The 12419-nt window shown below is 61.0% G+C and carries 19 protein-coding genes; 12 read left to right on the forward strand and 7 right to left on the reverse strand.

Annotated features, from left to right (window positions below):
* A partial coding sequence (locus tag PG883_RS20660; protein ID WP_167576793.1) for a transposase occupies window positions 1–101 on the forward strand: 101 nt, incomplete at its 5' end.
* Window positions 102–158: 57 nt separating this feature from the next.
* Here PG883_RS20660 and pspG read toward each other — a convergent pair.
* From pspG to PG883_RS20680, 4 genes are all read right to left on the reverse strand, one after another.
* Window positions 159–377 (reverse strand): envelope stress response protein PspG, encoded by a 219-nt coding sequence (gene pspG / locus PG883_RS20665; protein WP_010672797.1) that lies wholly within the window; start codon window positions 375–377, stop codon window positions 159–161.
* 47 nt (window positions 378–424) lie between these two features.
* Window positions 425–631: a PspC domain-containing protein gene (locus PG883_RS20670; protein WP_010672796.1), complete on the reverse strand. Its 207-nt coding sequence runs from the start codon at window positions 629–631 to the stop codon at window positions 425–427.
* 2 nt (window positions 632–633) lie between these two features.
* The gene (gene pspA / locus PG883_RS20675) at window positions 634–1296 is read right to left on the reverse strand and encodes a phage shock protein PspA (protein ID WP_010672795.1); all 663 of its coding nucleotides are present in this window, start codon (window positions 1294–1296) and stop codon (window positions 634–636) included.
* Window positions 1297–1503: 207 nt separating this feature from the next.
* On the reverse strand, window positions 1504–2232 hold the full coding sequence (locus PG883_RS20680; RefSeq protein WP_039039739.1) for a 1-acylglycerol-3-phosphate O-acyltransferase: 729 nt from the start codon (window positions 2230–2232) through the stop codon (window positions 1504–1506).
* Between the two features lie 163 nt (window positions 2233–2395).
* Between PG883_RS20680 and PG883_RS20685 the strand changes: the two genes are divergently transcribed.
* The 4 genes from PG883_RS20685 to PG883_RS20700 are packed head-to-tail and all read left to right on the forward strand — an operon-like array spanning window position 2396 to window position 6152.
* Window positions 2396–2776 carry a hypothetical protein gene (locus PG883_RS20685; protein WP_270807926.1) on the forward strand — a complete coding sequence of 127 codons (381 nt, stop codon included), beginning with the start codon at window positions 2396–2398 and terminating at the stop codon, window positions 2774–2776.
* Between the two features lie 54 nt (window positions 2777–2830).
* Window positions 2831–4873 (forward strand): protein-disulfide reductase DsbD family protein, encoded by a 2043-nt coding sequence (locus PG883_RS20690; protein WP_270807928.1) that lies wholly within the window; start codon window positions 2831–2833, stop codon window positions 4871–4873.
* 10 nt (window positions 4874–4883) lie between these two features.
* Complete coding sequence (locus PG883_RS20695) at window positions 4884–5624, forward strand: DsbA family protein (protein WP_010672791.1); 741 nt, start codon at window positions 4884–4886, stop codon at window positions 5622–5624.
* A 3-nt stretch (window positions 5625–5627) separates the two neighbouring features.
* Window positions 5628–6152, forward strand: coding sequence for a protein disulfide oxidoreductase (locus PG883_RS20700; protein ID WP_270807930.1), 525 nt, complete (start codon window positions 5628–5630; stop codon window positions 6150–6152).
* Between the two features lie 76 nt (window positions 6153–6228).
* Here PG883_RS20700 and PG883_RS20705 read toward each other — a convergent pair whose 3' ends face one another.
* Window positions 6229–6639, reverse strand: a complete 411-nt coding sequence (locus PG883_RS20705) for an EF-hand domain-containing protein (protein ID WP_041212307.1) — start codon at window positions 6637–6639, stop codon at window positions 6229–6231.
* Window positions 6640–6906: 267 nt separating this feature from the next.
* On the opposite strand from PG883_RS20705, the gene atcJ reads away from it, so the two are divergent.
* The 4 genes from atcJ to atcC are packed head-to-tail and all read left to right on the forward strand — an operon-like array spanning window position 6907 to window position 9451.
* On the forward strand, window positions 6907–7191 hold the full coding sequence (atcJ, locus tag PG883_RS20710; RefSeq protein WP_024943298.1) for a cold adaptation protein ActJcold adaptation protein ActJ: 285 nt from the start codon (window positions 6907–6909) through the stop codon (window positions 7189–7191).
* 23 nt (window positions 7192–7214) lie between these two features.
* Window positions 7215–7757, forward strand: coding sequence for a cold adaptation protein AtcA (gene atcA, locus PG883_RS20715; protein ID WP_270807934.1), 543 nt, complete (start codon window positions 7215–7217; stop codon window positions 7755–7757).
* 12 nt (window positions 7758–7769) lie between these two features.
* Window positions 7770–8537 carry a cold adaptation protein AtcB gene (atcB, locus tag PG883_RS20720; RefSeq protein ID WP_103244693.1) on the forward strand — a complete coding sequence of 256 codons (768 nt, stop codon included), beginning with the start codon at window positions 7770–7772 and terminating at the stop codon, window positions 8535–8537.
* 11 nt (window positions 8538–8548) lie between these two features.
* Entirely contained in the window at window positions 8549–9451 is a 903-nt protein-coding gene (atcC, locus tag PG883_RS20725; RefSeq protein WP_270807938.1) for a cold adaptation protein AtcC, read from the forward strand.
* An 85-nt stretch (window positions 9452–9536) separates the two neighbouring features.
* Here atcC and PG883_RS20730 read toward each other — a convergent pair whose 3' ends face one another.
* On the reverse strand, window positions 9537–9860 hold the full coding sequence (locus PG883_RS20730) for a hypothetical protein (RefSeq protein ID WP_052130383.1): 324 nt from the start codon (window positions 9858–9860) through the stop codon (window positions 9537–9539).
* A gap of 246 nt (window positions 9861–10106) precedes the next feature.
* On the opposite strand from PG883_RS20730, the gene PG883_RS20735 reads away from it, so the two are divergent.
* Entirely contained in the window at window positions 10107–10358 is a 252-nt protein-coding gene (locus tag PG883_RS20735; RefSeq protein ID WP_039039818.1) for a hypothetical protein, read from the forward strand.
* A gap of 148 nt (window positions 10359–10506) precedes the next feature.
* Window positions 10507–10881, forward strand: a complete 375-nt coding sequence (locus PG883_RS20740; protein ID WP_041214387.1) for a hypothetical protein — start codon at window positions 10507–10509, stop codon at window positions 10879–10881.
* Between the two features lie 104 nt (window positions 10882–10985).
* Here the strand turns inward: PG883_RS20740 and PG883_RS20745 are convergent, their stop codons facing one another.
* Window positions 10986–11198: a hypothetical protein gene (locus tag PG883_RS20745; protein WP_041214386.1), complete on the reverse strand. Its 213-nt coding sequence runs from the start codon at window positions 11196–11198 to the stop codon at window positions 10986–10988.
* 376 nt (window positions 11199–11574) lie between these two features.
* Between PG883_RS20745 and PG883_RS20750 the strand changes: the two genes are divergently transcribed.
* Entirely contained in the window at window positions 11575–12324 is a 750-nt protein-coding gene (locus PG883_RS20750) for a hypothetical protein (RefSeq protein WP_270807942.1), read from the forward strand.
* Window positions 12325–12419 lie beyond the last annotated feature (95 nt).

Raw genomic sequence — 12419 nt, forward strand, 5'->3', positions numbered from 1 at the left:
ACAACAAGATCAAAGTGATAAAGCGCATGGCATATGGATTTAGGGACTCAGAATACTTTTTTCTGAAAATCAAGGCGGCCTTCCCCGGAAAGCCGCGATGAACCATAAAAAGGGCCACTGCAAGCAGTGGCCAAGGAAGGATGCGAAATCAGGGGGGCTTAACGGTAGGTGTTCGACTGCTTGCGCCTGTTGCTGAGGAGCCAGCACACCACCAGCACCACCAGCAACCAGGGCGCCAGCTTGATGATGAGGGCAAACATGCCGGCCAGGGCGCCAAACAGCACGAAGACCCCGCTCACCAGCAGCATGGCCAGCACGGTGAATCCGGTCAGTGCCATGCCGATCAGCACCAGGATCAAGACGATAAATTCCAGCATGTTGTGCTCCTCACGGGCTTGCACTTGCCGACGGGGCGATCCGGAGATCACCCCAGCCAGCGTTGAAGTTCACGGCGGGGAGGCATGACGAGCACCCCCACCAGATAGAGCGCCAGGGCCAGCGGTGGCATCAGGATCAGGGCGAGCAGAGCCACCACCCGCACCGTCACTCTGGACACCCCCAGCCCTCTGGCAAGACCGGCGCAGACCCCGGTCAGCTTGCGATGGGCGAGATCCTTGGGCCAGGGTGTCATGGTTATGCCTCCACCTTCTGACCCTTGAGCCGGGCCAGCTCCCGCTCAATCTCGTCGTTCAGCTCCAGCTCGCGGAACTGGGCCTCGAGGGACGGATTCTGCCCCAGGGTCGCCGCCTCCAGCTGGGCCTCCAGCTGATCGACCCGGTTCTGGAAGCCGTCGAAACGGGCCACCAGCTCGTGCATGCGCTGGTTGTCCACTTGGGCACGGGCGCGGATGCGGCTGTGGGCGGTCTGCTCGCGCAAGGTCAGCATCTTCTGCTTCTCCCGCGCCTCGGTCAGCTTGGCCGCCAGTCGCTCGCTGTCGGCGGTGAGCTGGGCCAGCACTTCGGCCACCCGCGCCTTGTCCTCTTCCAGCCGCTCGCACTGCTTCATCTCCGCCAGCTTCTCGGTGAGGGCGGCACGGGCCAGATCTTCGCGGCCCTTCTGGATGGCGAGTTCGGCCTTGGCTGCCCACTCCTGGATCTGGTTGCGCAGCGCCTGCTGATGGCGCTCCAGCTGTTTCTGTTCGGCGATGACGCGGGCGGCCTGGGTTCTCATCTCGACCTGGACCTGCTCCATCTCCTCGATCATCAGCCGCAGCATCTTCTCCGGCTCTTCGCTCTTGTCGAGCAGGCTGTGCAGGTTGGCATTGATCACGTCGGTCAGGCGGCTGAATACGCTCATGGTCTGGCTCCTTGTTGATGGGGTGTCACTCTCTTCACATGACATTACAAGAGCCGTGCCAGAATATTTTTTCCTTTATTTACAATAAGATGAAAGTTGACGATGGATGTTCATTGGATACAGCGTGGTGAAAAAAACCAACAAGATGGTGATTTTCACCAATAAAAAAAGGGAGCCAGCGGCTCCCTCTCTTCTCTGCAACCGGGCTCAGGCCGCCGGCCGATGGCCAAGCTTGCCATCCAGCTCCGCCAGCTTGGCTTCCATCTTCTCCCGGCAGGTGTCGGAGAGCTCGCGGATGCCAGCGGCGCCGTGCTCCTTGCTGCACACCGGGGCCATCACTTCCAGCAGCACCTCGCCGTTGTCCCAGCGGTTGAGATCGACCTGACCGAAGTAGCTGGAGCAGACGATGGGCACCACGGGCACCTCAGCCTGGACGGCTGTATGGAAGGCCCCCGCCTTGAACGGCAGCAGACCACGCCCCTGGGAGCGGGTCCCCTCCGGGAACATCCAGATGGAGGTGCCGCGATGCTTGATGCGATCCACCACCTGGCCGATGGTGCCGATGGCGCGGGAGCGGTTGGAGCGGTCGATCAGCACGTTGCCGGAGAGCCAGAAGATGAGACCGAAGAAGGGGAGCCACAGCAGGCTCTTCTTGCCCACGGCCACCACGCCGGGCTGCACAGCGCCGGTCACGGTGAAGATGTCGTAGTTGCTCTGGTGATTGCAGACGTAGACCGCAGGCCCCACCGATTTGACCTCGTCGGCCACCGTCACCCGGACCTTGAGGCCGATCAGCGGGCAGACCGCATGATACATGCGGGCGAAGACATAGACGTTGTTCGGGTGGCGCGGGCGCACCAGACAAAGCAACAGGCCGAACAGGAACCAGAAGACGAGCAGCAGTGCCAGCAGCAGCACACGGGCAAGTTTGAGCATCGAACACCTCGGAATTTGACTCGGCGCAGTATACTGGTCCCCCTTTTAGCGAACAAGCGTTCGCCAGACAGAACCGACCAGCCCCGGACGTCACCGGTCACCCCGGCTTGCCCCACCCGCCATTGCCCGCTAGGATGTGGCCATCTTGATGAACGGGGCGAGCATGATTTTGCAACAACGCGCGGCGACACGACTCCTGCTGCTGGTCTGCCTGCTGGTGCTCAATTGCGCGGCCCAGCCGCTGGCCCGCCTCGCCCTGCTCGATCACGCCGTGAGTTGCCAGACCCTGCCCCAGTTTGCCTCAGCCGACGACCAGGCTGACAAGGGCACGCCCGCCAGTGTGCAGCCCAATAGCTGCCAGCTCAACGGCAAGTGGCTGAGCGCCGCCAGTCTGATGTGCGTGGAGCAACTCTTCTTCGCCATCGCCTTCGTGATTGCCCTGCTGGTGCCCCTGTCACGGCGCGCGCCGGCACTGCCTCCCCCCATCAATGTCTCGCCGCCGGAGCGGCGACTGCACCTCACTCTCTGCGTCTGGCGGGAATGAGTTCAGCCGCGCTTTTTCAGCCTGCTGTCACTCATTTTTTGCGAGACCCAACACATGTCGAATCTCTTCAAGGCGGCCCTGCTACTGGGCAGCCTGCTGTGGCAATCCAGCGGATTGGCCAGCGATACGGGGTGGCTCACCCGCCCCCAGAACAGTCACGCCAAGGTCAGGCTGCAAGCCGACCGCAGCGTCCCGGATCAAACCCGCATCCTGCTCGATGTCCAGCTGGCGTCAGGCTGGAAGACCTACTGGCACAGCCCGGGTGAAGGGGGCATTGCGCCCCAGATCCTGTGGGATGAGCCGGTCGGCGACTTCCAGTGGCACTGGCCCACGCCGCGCCCCTTCGAGGTGGCCGGGCTCAACACCCAGGGCTATCAGGAGCAGGTACGCTTCCCCCTGAGCCTGAGCTACCCGGCCGGGCAGCCGCTCAAGGGCACCTTGCGCCTCTCCACCTGCAGCAATGTCTGCATCCTGACCGACTACCCCTTCACCCTGGCGGCGGATGAGCAAGCGCCGGCCGGCTTTGACTTCGCCTGGGCCCGGGCCATGAGCACCCTGCCACAGACGCTGCCCGCCGACACCCGGGTCGAGCTCGGCTACCAGCACAACCAGCTGCAACTGCGGGCCGAGCGGGTCGAGGGGTGGCAGGAGCCTGCGCTCTTCATCGATGCGCTGGAGGGGGCCGAGTTCGGCAAGCCCGCGCTCGAGGTAAGCGGCACCACCCTGATTGCCCGGGTGCCGGTCAGCGACGGCTGGCAGGGGGATGCCCCAGACTTGCGTGGTCAGTCCCTCGGCCTGCTGCTCACCAGCGGCGAGCTGGCCTGGCAGACCCGCGCCTCCATCGCCGATCCCCTCGCCCTGCCGGCCCCGGGGCAGCCACTTCTCTGGCTGCTGGGGGCAGCGCTGCTCGGCGGTCTCATCCTCAACTTGATGCCCTGCGTGCTGCCGGTGCTGGCCCTGAAACTCGGCACCGTGTTGCAGCAGCAGGGGCGCGAACAAGGAGGCGTGCGCAAGCAGTTCCTCGCCGCCAGCGCCGGGATAATCACCTCCTTCTGGGTGCTGGCAGCCATGAGCAGCCTGCTGCGCGCCACACAAGGGGCGGTCGGCTGGGGGATCCAGTTCCAGAGCGCCGGTTTCATCGGCTTCATGGTGCTGGTCACCCTGCTGTTTTGCGCCAACCTGCTGGGCTTGTTCGAGATAAGGTTGCCCAGCAACCTCAACACTCGCCTCGCCACCTGCGGCGGCGAGGGGCTCGGCGGTCACTTCCTGCAGGGGAGTTTCGCCACCCTGCTGGCCACTCCATGCTCGGCCCCCTTCCTCGGCACCGCGGTAGCCTTTGCCCTGGCGGCGCCCCTCGGCCAGCTCTGGCTCATCTTCACGGCCCTCGGCCTTGGCATGAGCCTGCCCTGGCTGCTGGTGGCGGCCCTGCCGCGCCTCGCCCTCTGGCTGCCCAAACCGGGGCGCTGGATGGAGCGACTGCGCATCCTGCTCGGGCTGATGATGCTGGGCTCCAGCCTCTGGCTGGCGAGCCTGCTTGGCAACCATCTGGGCACCACGGCCACCGGCTGGCTGATGGCCGCCATGGTGCTGGCGCTGCTGATGGGCATCCTCTGGCGTTATGGCCTGCGCGGTTTCACCCTGGCCCTCTCTCTCTCGGCACTCATCGGCGGCGCCCTGCTGCTGGGGGGCGCCCTCACGGTGAAAGGGGGTGGCAGCGTCGATCGCATCGCCTGGCAGCCGCTCTCCGAACAGGCCATCGCCGACGCCCTGGCCCAGAACAAGCGGGTCTTCGTGGATGTGACCGCCGACTGGTGCGTCACCTGCAAGGCCAACAAATACAACGTGCTGCTGCGTGACGAGGTGCAGCGCGCCCTGTCGGCCCCGGACGTGGTAGCCCTTCGCGGCGACTGGAGCCGGCCGAGCGATGCCATCTCCGCCTTCCTGCGCCAGCGTGGCGCAGCCGCCGTTCCCTTCAACCAGATCTACGGGCCCGGTCAGCCGGAAGGAGAGGTCCTCTCTCCCCTGCTGGACAAGGCCGACTTGCTCGACAGCTTGCACAAGGCCGGCCTCGTTCAGGCCGATGCCACCCATTTCTAAGGAGAATGCCATGAGACTGCGAACCCTGACCCTCTGCACCGCCCTGGTCGCCGCCACCCTGGGCACCCCCACGCTGCACGCCGCCCCCTTCACCCCGGAGCAGGAGGCCCGCATCAAGGAGCTCATTCGCGAGACCCTGATCGCCAACCCCGGGATCCTCGACGAGGCAGCCGAATCCTGGGAGAAACAGAACGCCGCGACCCAGCAGGCCCAGATGGGTGACTTCATCAAGGGCAACCAGGATGTGCTGTTCAACAGCCCCACCAGCCCGCGCCTCGGCGCCAAGCATCCCAAGCTGACCCTGGTGCTGTTCACCGACTACAACTGCCCCTACTGCAAGCAGTTCGACCCGGCGGTCGCCAAGCTGCTCGCGGCCTATCCGGACGATCTGGGGCTGGTGATCAAGTTGCTGCCGTTCAAGGGGCAGACCTCCGCCAAGGCAGCCCAGTACAGCCTGACCCTGTGGCAACAGGATCCTGCCCGCTTCCTCCCCCTGCACGACAAGCTCATGAGCAAGCAGGGGATGCTGACCGAGACGGACATCAACAAGGCGCTGGCCGCCACCGACAACCTGACCCTCAAGCCCGCAGGCAAGGCCACCGAGGAGCTGCGCAACAGCCTGCGCATCGGCACCCTGCTGGGCGTGCAAGGCACCCCGGCGACCCTTATCGGCAACCAGCTGGTACCGGGTGCCATTCCCTATGACGAGCTGGAGCAGCTGGTCAAAGCCGAGCTGGCCAAGCGGAGCTAAGCCATGGCCGAGGATACAGGCATAAAGGCACCCCGCTGGCGCCGCTGGGGCAAGGAGGCGCTCTGGCTGCTGCTGATGGCGCTCGTCATCACCACTCTGGTGGATCTGTGGCGCAGCCCCACCCTGCCGGCGGGGGCCATGGAGACCCCCTTCACCCTGCAGGACGGCACCACCACCACGCTGGCCGAGCAGAGCCGCGGCAAGCCCCTGCTGGTCTACTACTGGGCCAGCTGGTGCGGGGTGTGCCGCTTCACCACTCCCACGGTGGAGCAGCTCTGGCAGGAGGGTGAAAATGTGCTGACGGTGGCCCTGCGCTCCGGCAGCGATGAGCCGTTGCGCGCCGGGATGGCGAAGAAGGGGCTGACCTTCCCCACCCACAACGACGAGTCCGGGGATCTGGCCGCCCGCTGGCAGGTGGGGGTGACGCCAACCTTCCTCGTCATCAAGGATGGGGCTCTGGTGAGCAGCACCACCGGCTGGAGCAGCGCCTGGGGGCTCAGGTTGCGGCTGCTCTGGGCAAGCTGGTAGCCCCCTTCATGCCAGAGATACAAAGAGCCCGGTATCGCTACCGGGCTCTTTTTCATCAGAAGGCTGACAACCCGCCCTATTGGGCGGCCTCCATCGCCCGCTTCTCCAGATTGGCCTTGATGTCGAGACGCTCAGACTCCCCGATCACCCCGTCACCGTTCTTGTCCAGGCGAGAGAAGAGCGCCTCCTGCCGCGCCATGAACTGGGCCCTGGTGGTCTCCCGCGACGGCTTGAGCTGGCTCATCCGCTCCGGGACCGGCTTGCCAGCCTGTTGCATCACGCCAGCCAGCTTTGCCAGGTTGGCCTCTTTCTCGGCAACCGACAGCACGCCGTCACCGTTTTTGTCTTGCAGGGCGAAGCGCTGGGCGGCGCGCTCCATGAACTGGGCCCTGGTGACATCCCCCATCAGCGGCGAGACGGGCAATATGTCGCTGGCAGAGGCGGCACTGCCTGCCAGCGCGAGCACGAAAAACGCGGACTTGACCATGGCGATGACTCCTTGTGACGGCAGAATCCGGATGGTTCGGACAAGAGGGGGTCGGGCAACGCCGGGGCCTGCCGCCCCCCTCTGCCAGTGTAGCCCCGCCGCCATCTCGCACCGCCCGCTCTTTTCGTACAGAAAGACCGCACTTTCATGGCAGAGGCGCCGGCTTTCCGTTAAAATCTCCGGTTTTTGCCGAGCCTGGTTTGCCGACGTTGCGCCACCAGGTCGACACAGGATGAATTCCACCATGCCAGTGAGGCAGGATCCGTCATGAACAACTACTTCCGGGTGTTGGGCGTCAAGTCCAACGCCAGTGAAAACGACATCAAAAAAGCCTATCGACGGCTGTCGAACCAGTACCACCCCGACAAGCTGCACGGGGCGAGCGAAGAAGAGAAAGAGCAGGCAGCCGCCCGGCTGCACCAGGTAAAGCAGGCCTATGAAGTGCTGTCCGATCCGAAACAGCGGGCCGCCTTTATCAAGGATTTCAACAACGTCATCGTGACCGATCCCGCTGCTGCCATGCAGGAGATGTGGGACCAGTTCTACCCCTGAGCCACCAGGCAAGAAGAGCGACTATGCAAAAAAAATGGGACCAGGCACGGCTCAAGGCCCTGCAAAGCGATGCCAGCGAGAACATCGAATCCTACCGGGATCAGGATGACCCCAAGGGGCTCGAGCAGTTCACCGACCAGATGAAGGCCCTGCTGCTGGCCGACATGAGCATGCTGGAGTTCATGCCCGAATACCTGCCGCTCGCCCTCTATGGCCGGGTGCAGTTCCCGGCCAAGGTCAAGTCGCAGTGGAACAAGTGGCTCGCCAGCGGCGAGCAGCCCTCCTGGGACGAGTTCAAGGTGAGCGTCGGCTTCAACAACGCCATCCTGCCGCTGGTCAAGGCGGTGCGGGCACAGAGCGAAGATCAGCTGATGGAAGCCTGCGCCGTGCTGTTCCTGCTGGACAACCCGCTGCCCCGCGGCAGCCACCGCGGTGATGACGACTATGAGTTGCGGGACGAAGAAGAGGAAGACGGGGAAGATGCCGACGCCGATTACCACGGCGGCAGCGACCGCTATGGTGATGACGACGGCGATCAGGATATGTACGACGAAGTCCGTTTCTAATTGGGGCAAGGCATGAGCAACAGTCTGATAGAAATTACCGCCATCGAGATCAAAGAGCTGGCCGTCATCGAGCCGAAGCAGGCCAGCGAGAAGTTCGAGCTGATCGCCAAGACCATGTCTGACGACCAGCTGGCAGAAGTGATTGAAAACATTGATATCGTTACCCTGACCCAGATCAACGGCCAGCACGACATCTCCTTCCCCTCCATCATCTCCGAGCTGATGACCCCGGAGCGGATCCGCGACATCGTCTGCCAGCAGCCCCTCTACTGGGAAGAGGCGATCAAGAACAACGCCGACGAGCTGCAACAGCACACCTTCGACTTCCTCAACTACCTGATCCGCACCCAGGATAGCGAAGCCAAGCAGCGGGAGATCCTCGAGTGCGTGGCCGAAGATCCGGCCGGTCTCTTCTACCTCGCCATCCCCTTCATCGAGTTCTATCGCGGCGATCGCTATGAAGAGGACGAAGGTTATCGCGACGTGCTGCACGCCGAAGAGGAAGATCTCGAAGAGTCCCTGCGCTACAGCGAGCGCCAGCAGAGTGAGGATGTCCACGACTACGCGCTGGACGACCCGCGCAGCCTCTTGATGCTCATTCGCGAGCTGGCCCCCGAGGTGGAAAAATCCATCAAGTCGCTGCTGCGCAACGAGCACTCCACCTGGGACGGCATCATCAACAAGTTTGCCGCCGAGTTGGTGATGCAGGCCAAAGAGAAGAACAAGGTCGAGGAAGACGAGTACGGTGACGTCGACGACATGTTCAGCTTTCTGGATTAAGGAGCCCATTCATGCAGTTAGTCATTCGCGATGCCAACCAGGGCCCCTTTCTGACCCAGGTGCTGCGCTTTGGCCGCGACAACGAACTCTTGAGTCAGCAGCAGCTCGCCGCCATCAAGGGCAAGGCGGTGCTGATGAGCCTCAAATTCGCCGACAAGTACTACAACAAGTACAAGATGCACCTGCTGGAGCAGGCCGCCCACGACGTCATCGGCGTGGTGAGCCTCGGTCTGCAGGAGCTCTCCCAACGGGACCCGGCCAAGGCCCTGGCCCTGCTGCAGGCGCCGGAAGGCCCCATCAAGCCGTTCCAGAAGGGCTGGTCGATGCTCATCACCGTCAGCCCCAAGCAGGCTGGCAACAGCCTCTACGGTGACGTGGATGCGCGCCTGCTGGACAAGATCTCCAGCCCCCCCGATGTGGAGGAGTGGCAAGGGTGGCAGGAGTACGAGAAGGCGCTGACCGAGCACAACAAGAGCCGCCTGATGGCGCTCATCGACCAGCACTTCTTCGCCTGCGAGAGCGACCACCCCACCATGGAGGACAAGCTGGCCGAGGCCCTGCTCTACCGCATCCTCTGCGGCAAGGGCAGTGGCGCCGCCCCCCTCAAGGTGAAGCAGGATCTCAAGCGCAAGCTGGCGCGGGAGATTGAGCTCGACGAGGGCTGGTACGACACCGACTACCTCGCCGCCCAGCTCACCCTGATGCTGAGCGCGTTGCCCGCCGACATGGCCGCCGCCCTGCGTCAGGAGCTGAGCCCGGGCTTTGTGCCCAACCTGCTGCATACCCTGGGGTTTGTGCGTCAGTACCAGCAGTTGCAAAAAGAGGACGCCTCGCCGGAGAAGCTCGACAACATAGAGATGCGCGCCGGTCTCAAGCATCCATTGCTCGGCTGGCCCCTCTACCACGACTTCTGATGACGGGCTTTCCCCTTCACCCTGTTCCAACGCCCGGCTTGCCGGGCGTTGTCATCTTTGCAGCTCGCAGATGGCTGCGCCGACCCTATCGGGCAATGGTCCACATGGCGCTCTGCATCCCGGTCTCCCGAAAATCGATCACCACGGGATAGTCGTTGCCACAGCCCGTCACCGTCCAGCGCTCCTGCCAGTGGCGACTGCCCGGCTCCCCCTCGGGAAGGTGCAGCACCACGGGCACGAAGCGCTCCGGCGCGTCACACCCCTTGGTGGCCACCCAGGATGCGACCCCCACCATGGCATCCCGGATCAGCTGCTGATTGGCCAGGGTACCTTCCTGCACGGGTTCACTCGGGCTGGCCTCGGCCTGGCACACCAGGGGGAAAAGCAACAGCAGGGCACAGGGTCTCATCACACCTCCAGAGGGGTCAGTCAAAAAGTGGTTCGTTCGGGGCTTTCATCATGACCCGAAACGGCGCCAGACAGAAGAGGCCACCAGGGGGGAAGCAGGCGCAGGATCCGGGGCGCGGTGGCGTGCACGCAAGTCGGACTACCTCCTAAGCGTCATTGGCTCACATTTTGTCAGGGATATAATGACTCCCCCATACAAGCCGCCGGGGAACGAGCCGTGAGCAGAAAGCCGGACCGCATGACCGCCATGCAGCAGATCATCGACGCCGTGAAGGCGGAATTTCCGCTCTATCAACCGGATACCTTCAAATGCGGACCGGACAACACCTGCATCGGCTGCCCCAAGAAGCTGATGGAGCTGGTGGATACGGACCTCTGCTACTGGCAATATCAGATCGATCGCGGCATCCCGCCCAGCTTCGACGAGCTCAACCGCTTCGGCAAGATGTGCAAAAATATCCGCCGGGCCCTGGTGCGCAATGGCCGCATTCCCGCCTGACGAAAAGCAATATGCTGCCTTCATCGGCTTTTTGTGATGGTTTTATCCACCAGAATGAATCACTACCTTATTTAATGGCTAGGCATGCCTTGCTCACCGCCTATCGTGCTGATGGCCGACGCAGGTTCATTGCCCCAAGGAGCACAATTTGACTCAGGAAAGCATCCAGACCCGCTACACGCTGGATCCCGCCCTTGCCAGCGCCACCGAGCTGGAGCAGGCCATCGCCCGGGCCATCGAGGCCAACAAGCAGGATTTCTTCCCCCTGCTGGAGCGGCTGGTGGATGTGGGTGACAGCCGGGTCAAGCTCAGCCAGAAGGATCCCCTGCGGGTGCTGGGGGTGGAACTCGACGAGGCTCGCACCGGCGGCACTGCCCGCCTCGGCTACGAATCCAACTTTTCCGAGAGCTGCCGCCTTATCGACGAATACGACCAGCACCAGACCAGCGTGGCCTTCACCCTCGACGGAGATCAGCTTGTTTTCGATCTTGAGCTGCCCATCGCCTGGAACTTCGACAACTAGGGCCCTCGCCCAGCGCCCTGCCCATCACAAGAAAGGAGCCTTGCCGGCTCCTTTTTCACTGATTCACCGCATCGCGCGGCTCGTCCCGACCTTTGCGTCACATCTCAGGTGAGATAGTAACGCCACGACCGGACCGGCTCGGCGTAACCGACCCGGATGCAGAAGGGCGCCAGCTCGTGATTGGCCTGCTCCAGGCTGAGGGACTGGTGAGTATCCTCCCGACACCACTGCACGAACTCGTCGCTGTTGAAGCTGTAGTGATCCCCGTGGAAGACCCCGTGGGCCTCGATCAGTCCGATGGCTTGCTCCGTATTCATGTCTGGCCTCCTGGCACTGTGCTGCTCCCTTTAATGTTAGCGAGCAAGTGCGGCTTGCGAGGCGTCATCGGCCATATCCTTGACCTGCGGCAATTGGTAAAGGGGAAACCAGAGGATTACCAGCAGAACAGCGACAACCGGGTTTCGCGAACGTCTGATTACGCTTCGCCAATCAAACCTACGGGCCAAAATGCCTACAGAATGGCGACAACTGGTTTTCGTGAACGTCTCATTACGTTTCGCCCATCACGCCTGCAGTCCTCATAACCAAAATTTAGTCTTGGCATAAGATAATAATCTTCCTAATTATGATAACCTGTAAACCAATCCTATTAAGAGTCAACTTCAAGAGTCGCTTCTTTACTTGGAAAAGAATATGGACGTTAATCACAAGATAAGACTAATAGCAAGTTACATTGGACCAAGGTTGTTAACCTACAGCCTTGCCATTGATTCTGAGAAACCTGAAGAACTAGACAAAATCGCAGCATCACTATCAGAGGTTCAGAATGAGGTTGTTCATTTTCTAGCGAAGAAAATTGAAGAGATTAGGATTAGACAAGCAACTGAAGGGATAATAGGAGATAGTATATCTCTTTCACTATCCTCATTAGAAATAGCTGGAAAAAACATTTTTGATTTTTTCAGAAAACATTGTGGCGGTAGTTACCCACAATATAAAACAGATGACCCTATACTATCCTTGCTAGTGACTACATGCATTTCTGAATATCCAATATTGATGTTGAGACATTCGCAGGGCAGTCATGATGTAGGTATGTATATAAACACCAACCATGACAATGTAATTAAGTTCATTTCCTTGGTTAAAAGTGACATCCTTAACAAAATAACCAATCAAAAGGATGGTTTTGACTACTGTTTTGCTGTGAGGTTGGATAACGGCACTGAGTTTTCCACTCAAGTATATTCTGCATTCAACACTCTTATTATAAGATCATTTCAAAATGCCTGTAACAAAATGGCATATTCATTATCTGATGTATTAAAAGAAATTGATATAAATCTAAATTCACTTAGGGAGTTAGCTAGCAACGGTGAGATTGAGTATTCATATTTCATGGGAATTAGAGGTATGAACTTTGATGGGCGCGAATTCAGATAATAACTGCAACACCCATGGTGCATAGGAGAGAAGAGGCCAACTGCCGGTTCTGGTACGCTTCTTCTCGCCAAAGAAACAAAGCGGAACACCATGAG

Source organism: Aeromonas sp. QDB25 (assembly GCF_027707725.1).
In the GTDB taxonomy this organism is placed as follows: Bacteria; Pseudomonadota; Gammaproteobacteria; order Enterobacterales; family Aeromonadaceae; genus Aeromonas; species Aeromonas caviae.

What these genes read in the sequence shown, in the direction of transcription:
- atcC (WP_270807938.1), top strand. Translation starts at nt 8,549, where the DNA reads ATGCAGTTAGTCATTCGCGATGCCAACCAGGGCCCCTTTCTGACCCAG.
- pspA (WP_010672795.1), bottom strand. Translation starts at nt 1,296, where the DNA reads ATGAGCGTATTCAGCCGCCTGACCGACGTGATCAATGCCAACCTGCAC.
- PG883_RS20750 (WP_270807942.1), top strand. Translation starts at nt 11,575, where the DNA reads ATGGACGTTAATCACAAGATAAGACTAATAGCAAGTTACATTGGACCA.
- PG883_RS20730 (WP_052130383.1), bottom strand. Translation starts at nt 9,860, where the DNA reads ATGAGACCCTGTGCCCTGCTGTTGCTTTTCCCCCTGGTGTGCCAGGCC.
- PG883_RS20670 (WP_010672796.1), bottom strand. Translation starts at nt 631, where the DNA reads ATGACACCCTGGCCCAAGGATCTCGCCCATCGCAAGCTGACCGGGGTC.
- PG883_RS20685 (WP_270807926.1), top strand. Translation starts at nt 2,396, where the DNA reads ATGATTTTGCAACAACGCGCGGCGACACGACTCCTGCTGCTGGTCTGC.
- atcB (WP_103244693.1), top strand. Translation starts at nt 7,770, where the DNA reads ATGAGCAACAGTCTGATAGAAATTACCGCCATCGAGATCAAAGAGCTG.
- PG883_RS20735 (WP_039039818.1), top strand. Translation starts at nt 10,107, where the DNA reads ATGCAGCAGATCATCGACGCCGTGAAGGCGGAATTTCCGCTCTATCAA.
- pspG (WP_010672797.1), bottom strand. Translation starts at nt 377, where the DNA reads ATGCTGGAATTTATCGTCTTGATCCTGGTGCTGATCGGCATGGCACTG.
- PG883_RS20700 (WP_270807930.1), top strand. Translation starts at nt 5,628, where the DNA reads ATGGCCGAGGATACAGGCATAAAGGCACCCCGCTGGCGCCGCTGGGGC.
- PG883_RS20695 (WP_010672791.1), top strand. Translation starts at nt 4,884, where the DNA reads ATGAGACTGCGAACCCTGACCCTCTGCACCGCCCTGGTCGCCGCCACC.
- atcJ (WP_024943298.1), top strand. Translation starts at nt 6,907, where the DNA reads ATGAACAACTACTTCCGGGTGTTGGGCGTCAAGTCCAACGCCAGTGAA.
- PG883_RS20690 (WP_270807928.1), top strand. Translation starts at nt 2,831, where the DNA reads ATGTCGAATCTCTTCAAGGCGGCCCTGCTACTGGGCAGCCTGCTGTGG.
- PG883_RS20705 (WP_041212307.1), bottom strand. Translation starts at nt 6,639, where the DNA reads ATGGTCAAGTCCGCGTTTTTCGTGCTCGCGCTGGCAGGCAGTGCCGCC.
- PG883_RS20745 (WP_041214386.1), bottom strand. Translation starts at nt 11,198, where the DNA reads ATGAATACGGAGCAAGCCATCGGACTGATCGAGGCCCACGGGGTCTTC.
- PG883_RS20680 (WP_039039739.1), bottom strand. Translation starts at nt 2,232, where the DNA reads ATGCTCAAACTTGCCCGTGTGCTGCTGCTGGCACTGCTGCTCGTCTTC.
- atcA (WP_270807934.1), top strand. Translation starts at nt 7,215, where the DNA reads ATGCAAAAAAAATGGGACCAGGCACGGCTCAAGGCCCTGCAAAGCGAT.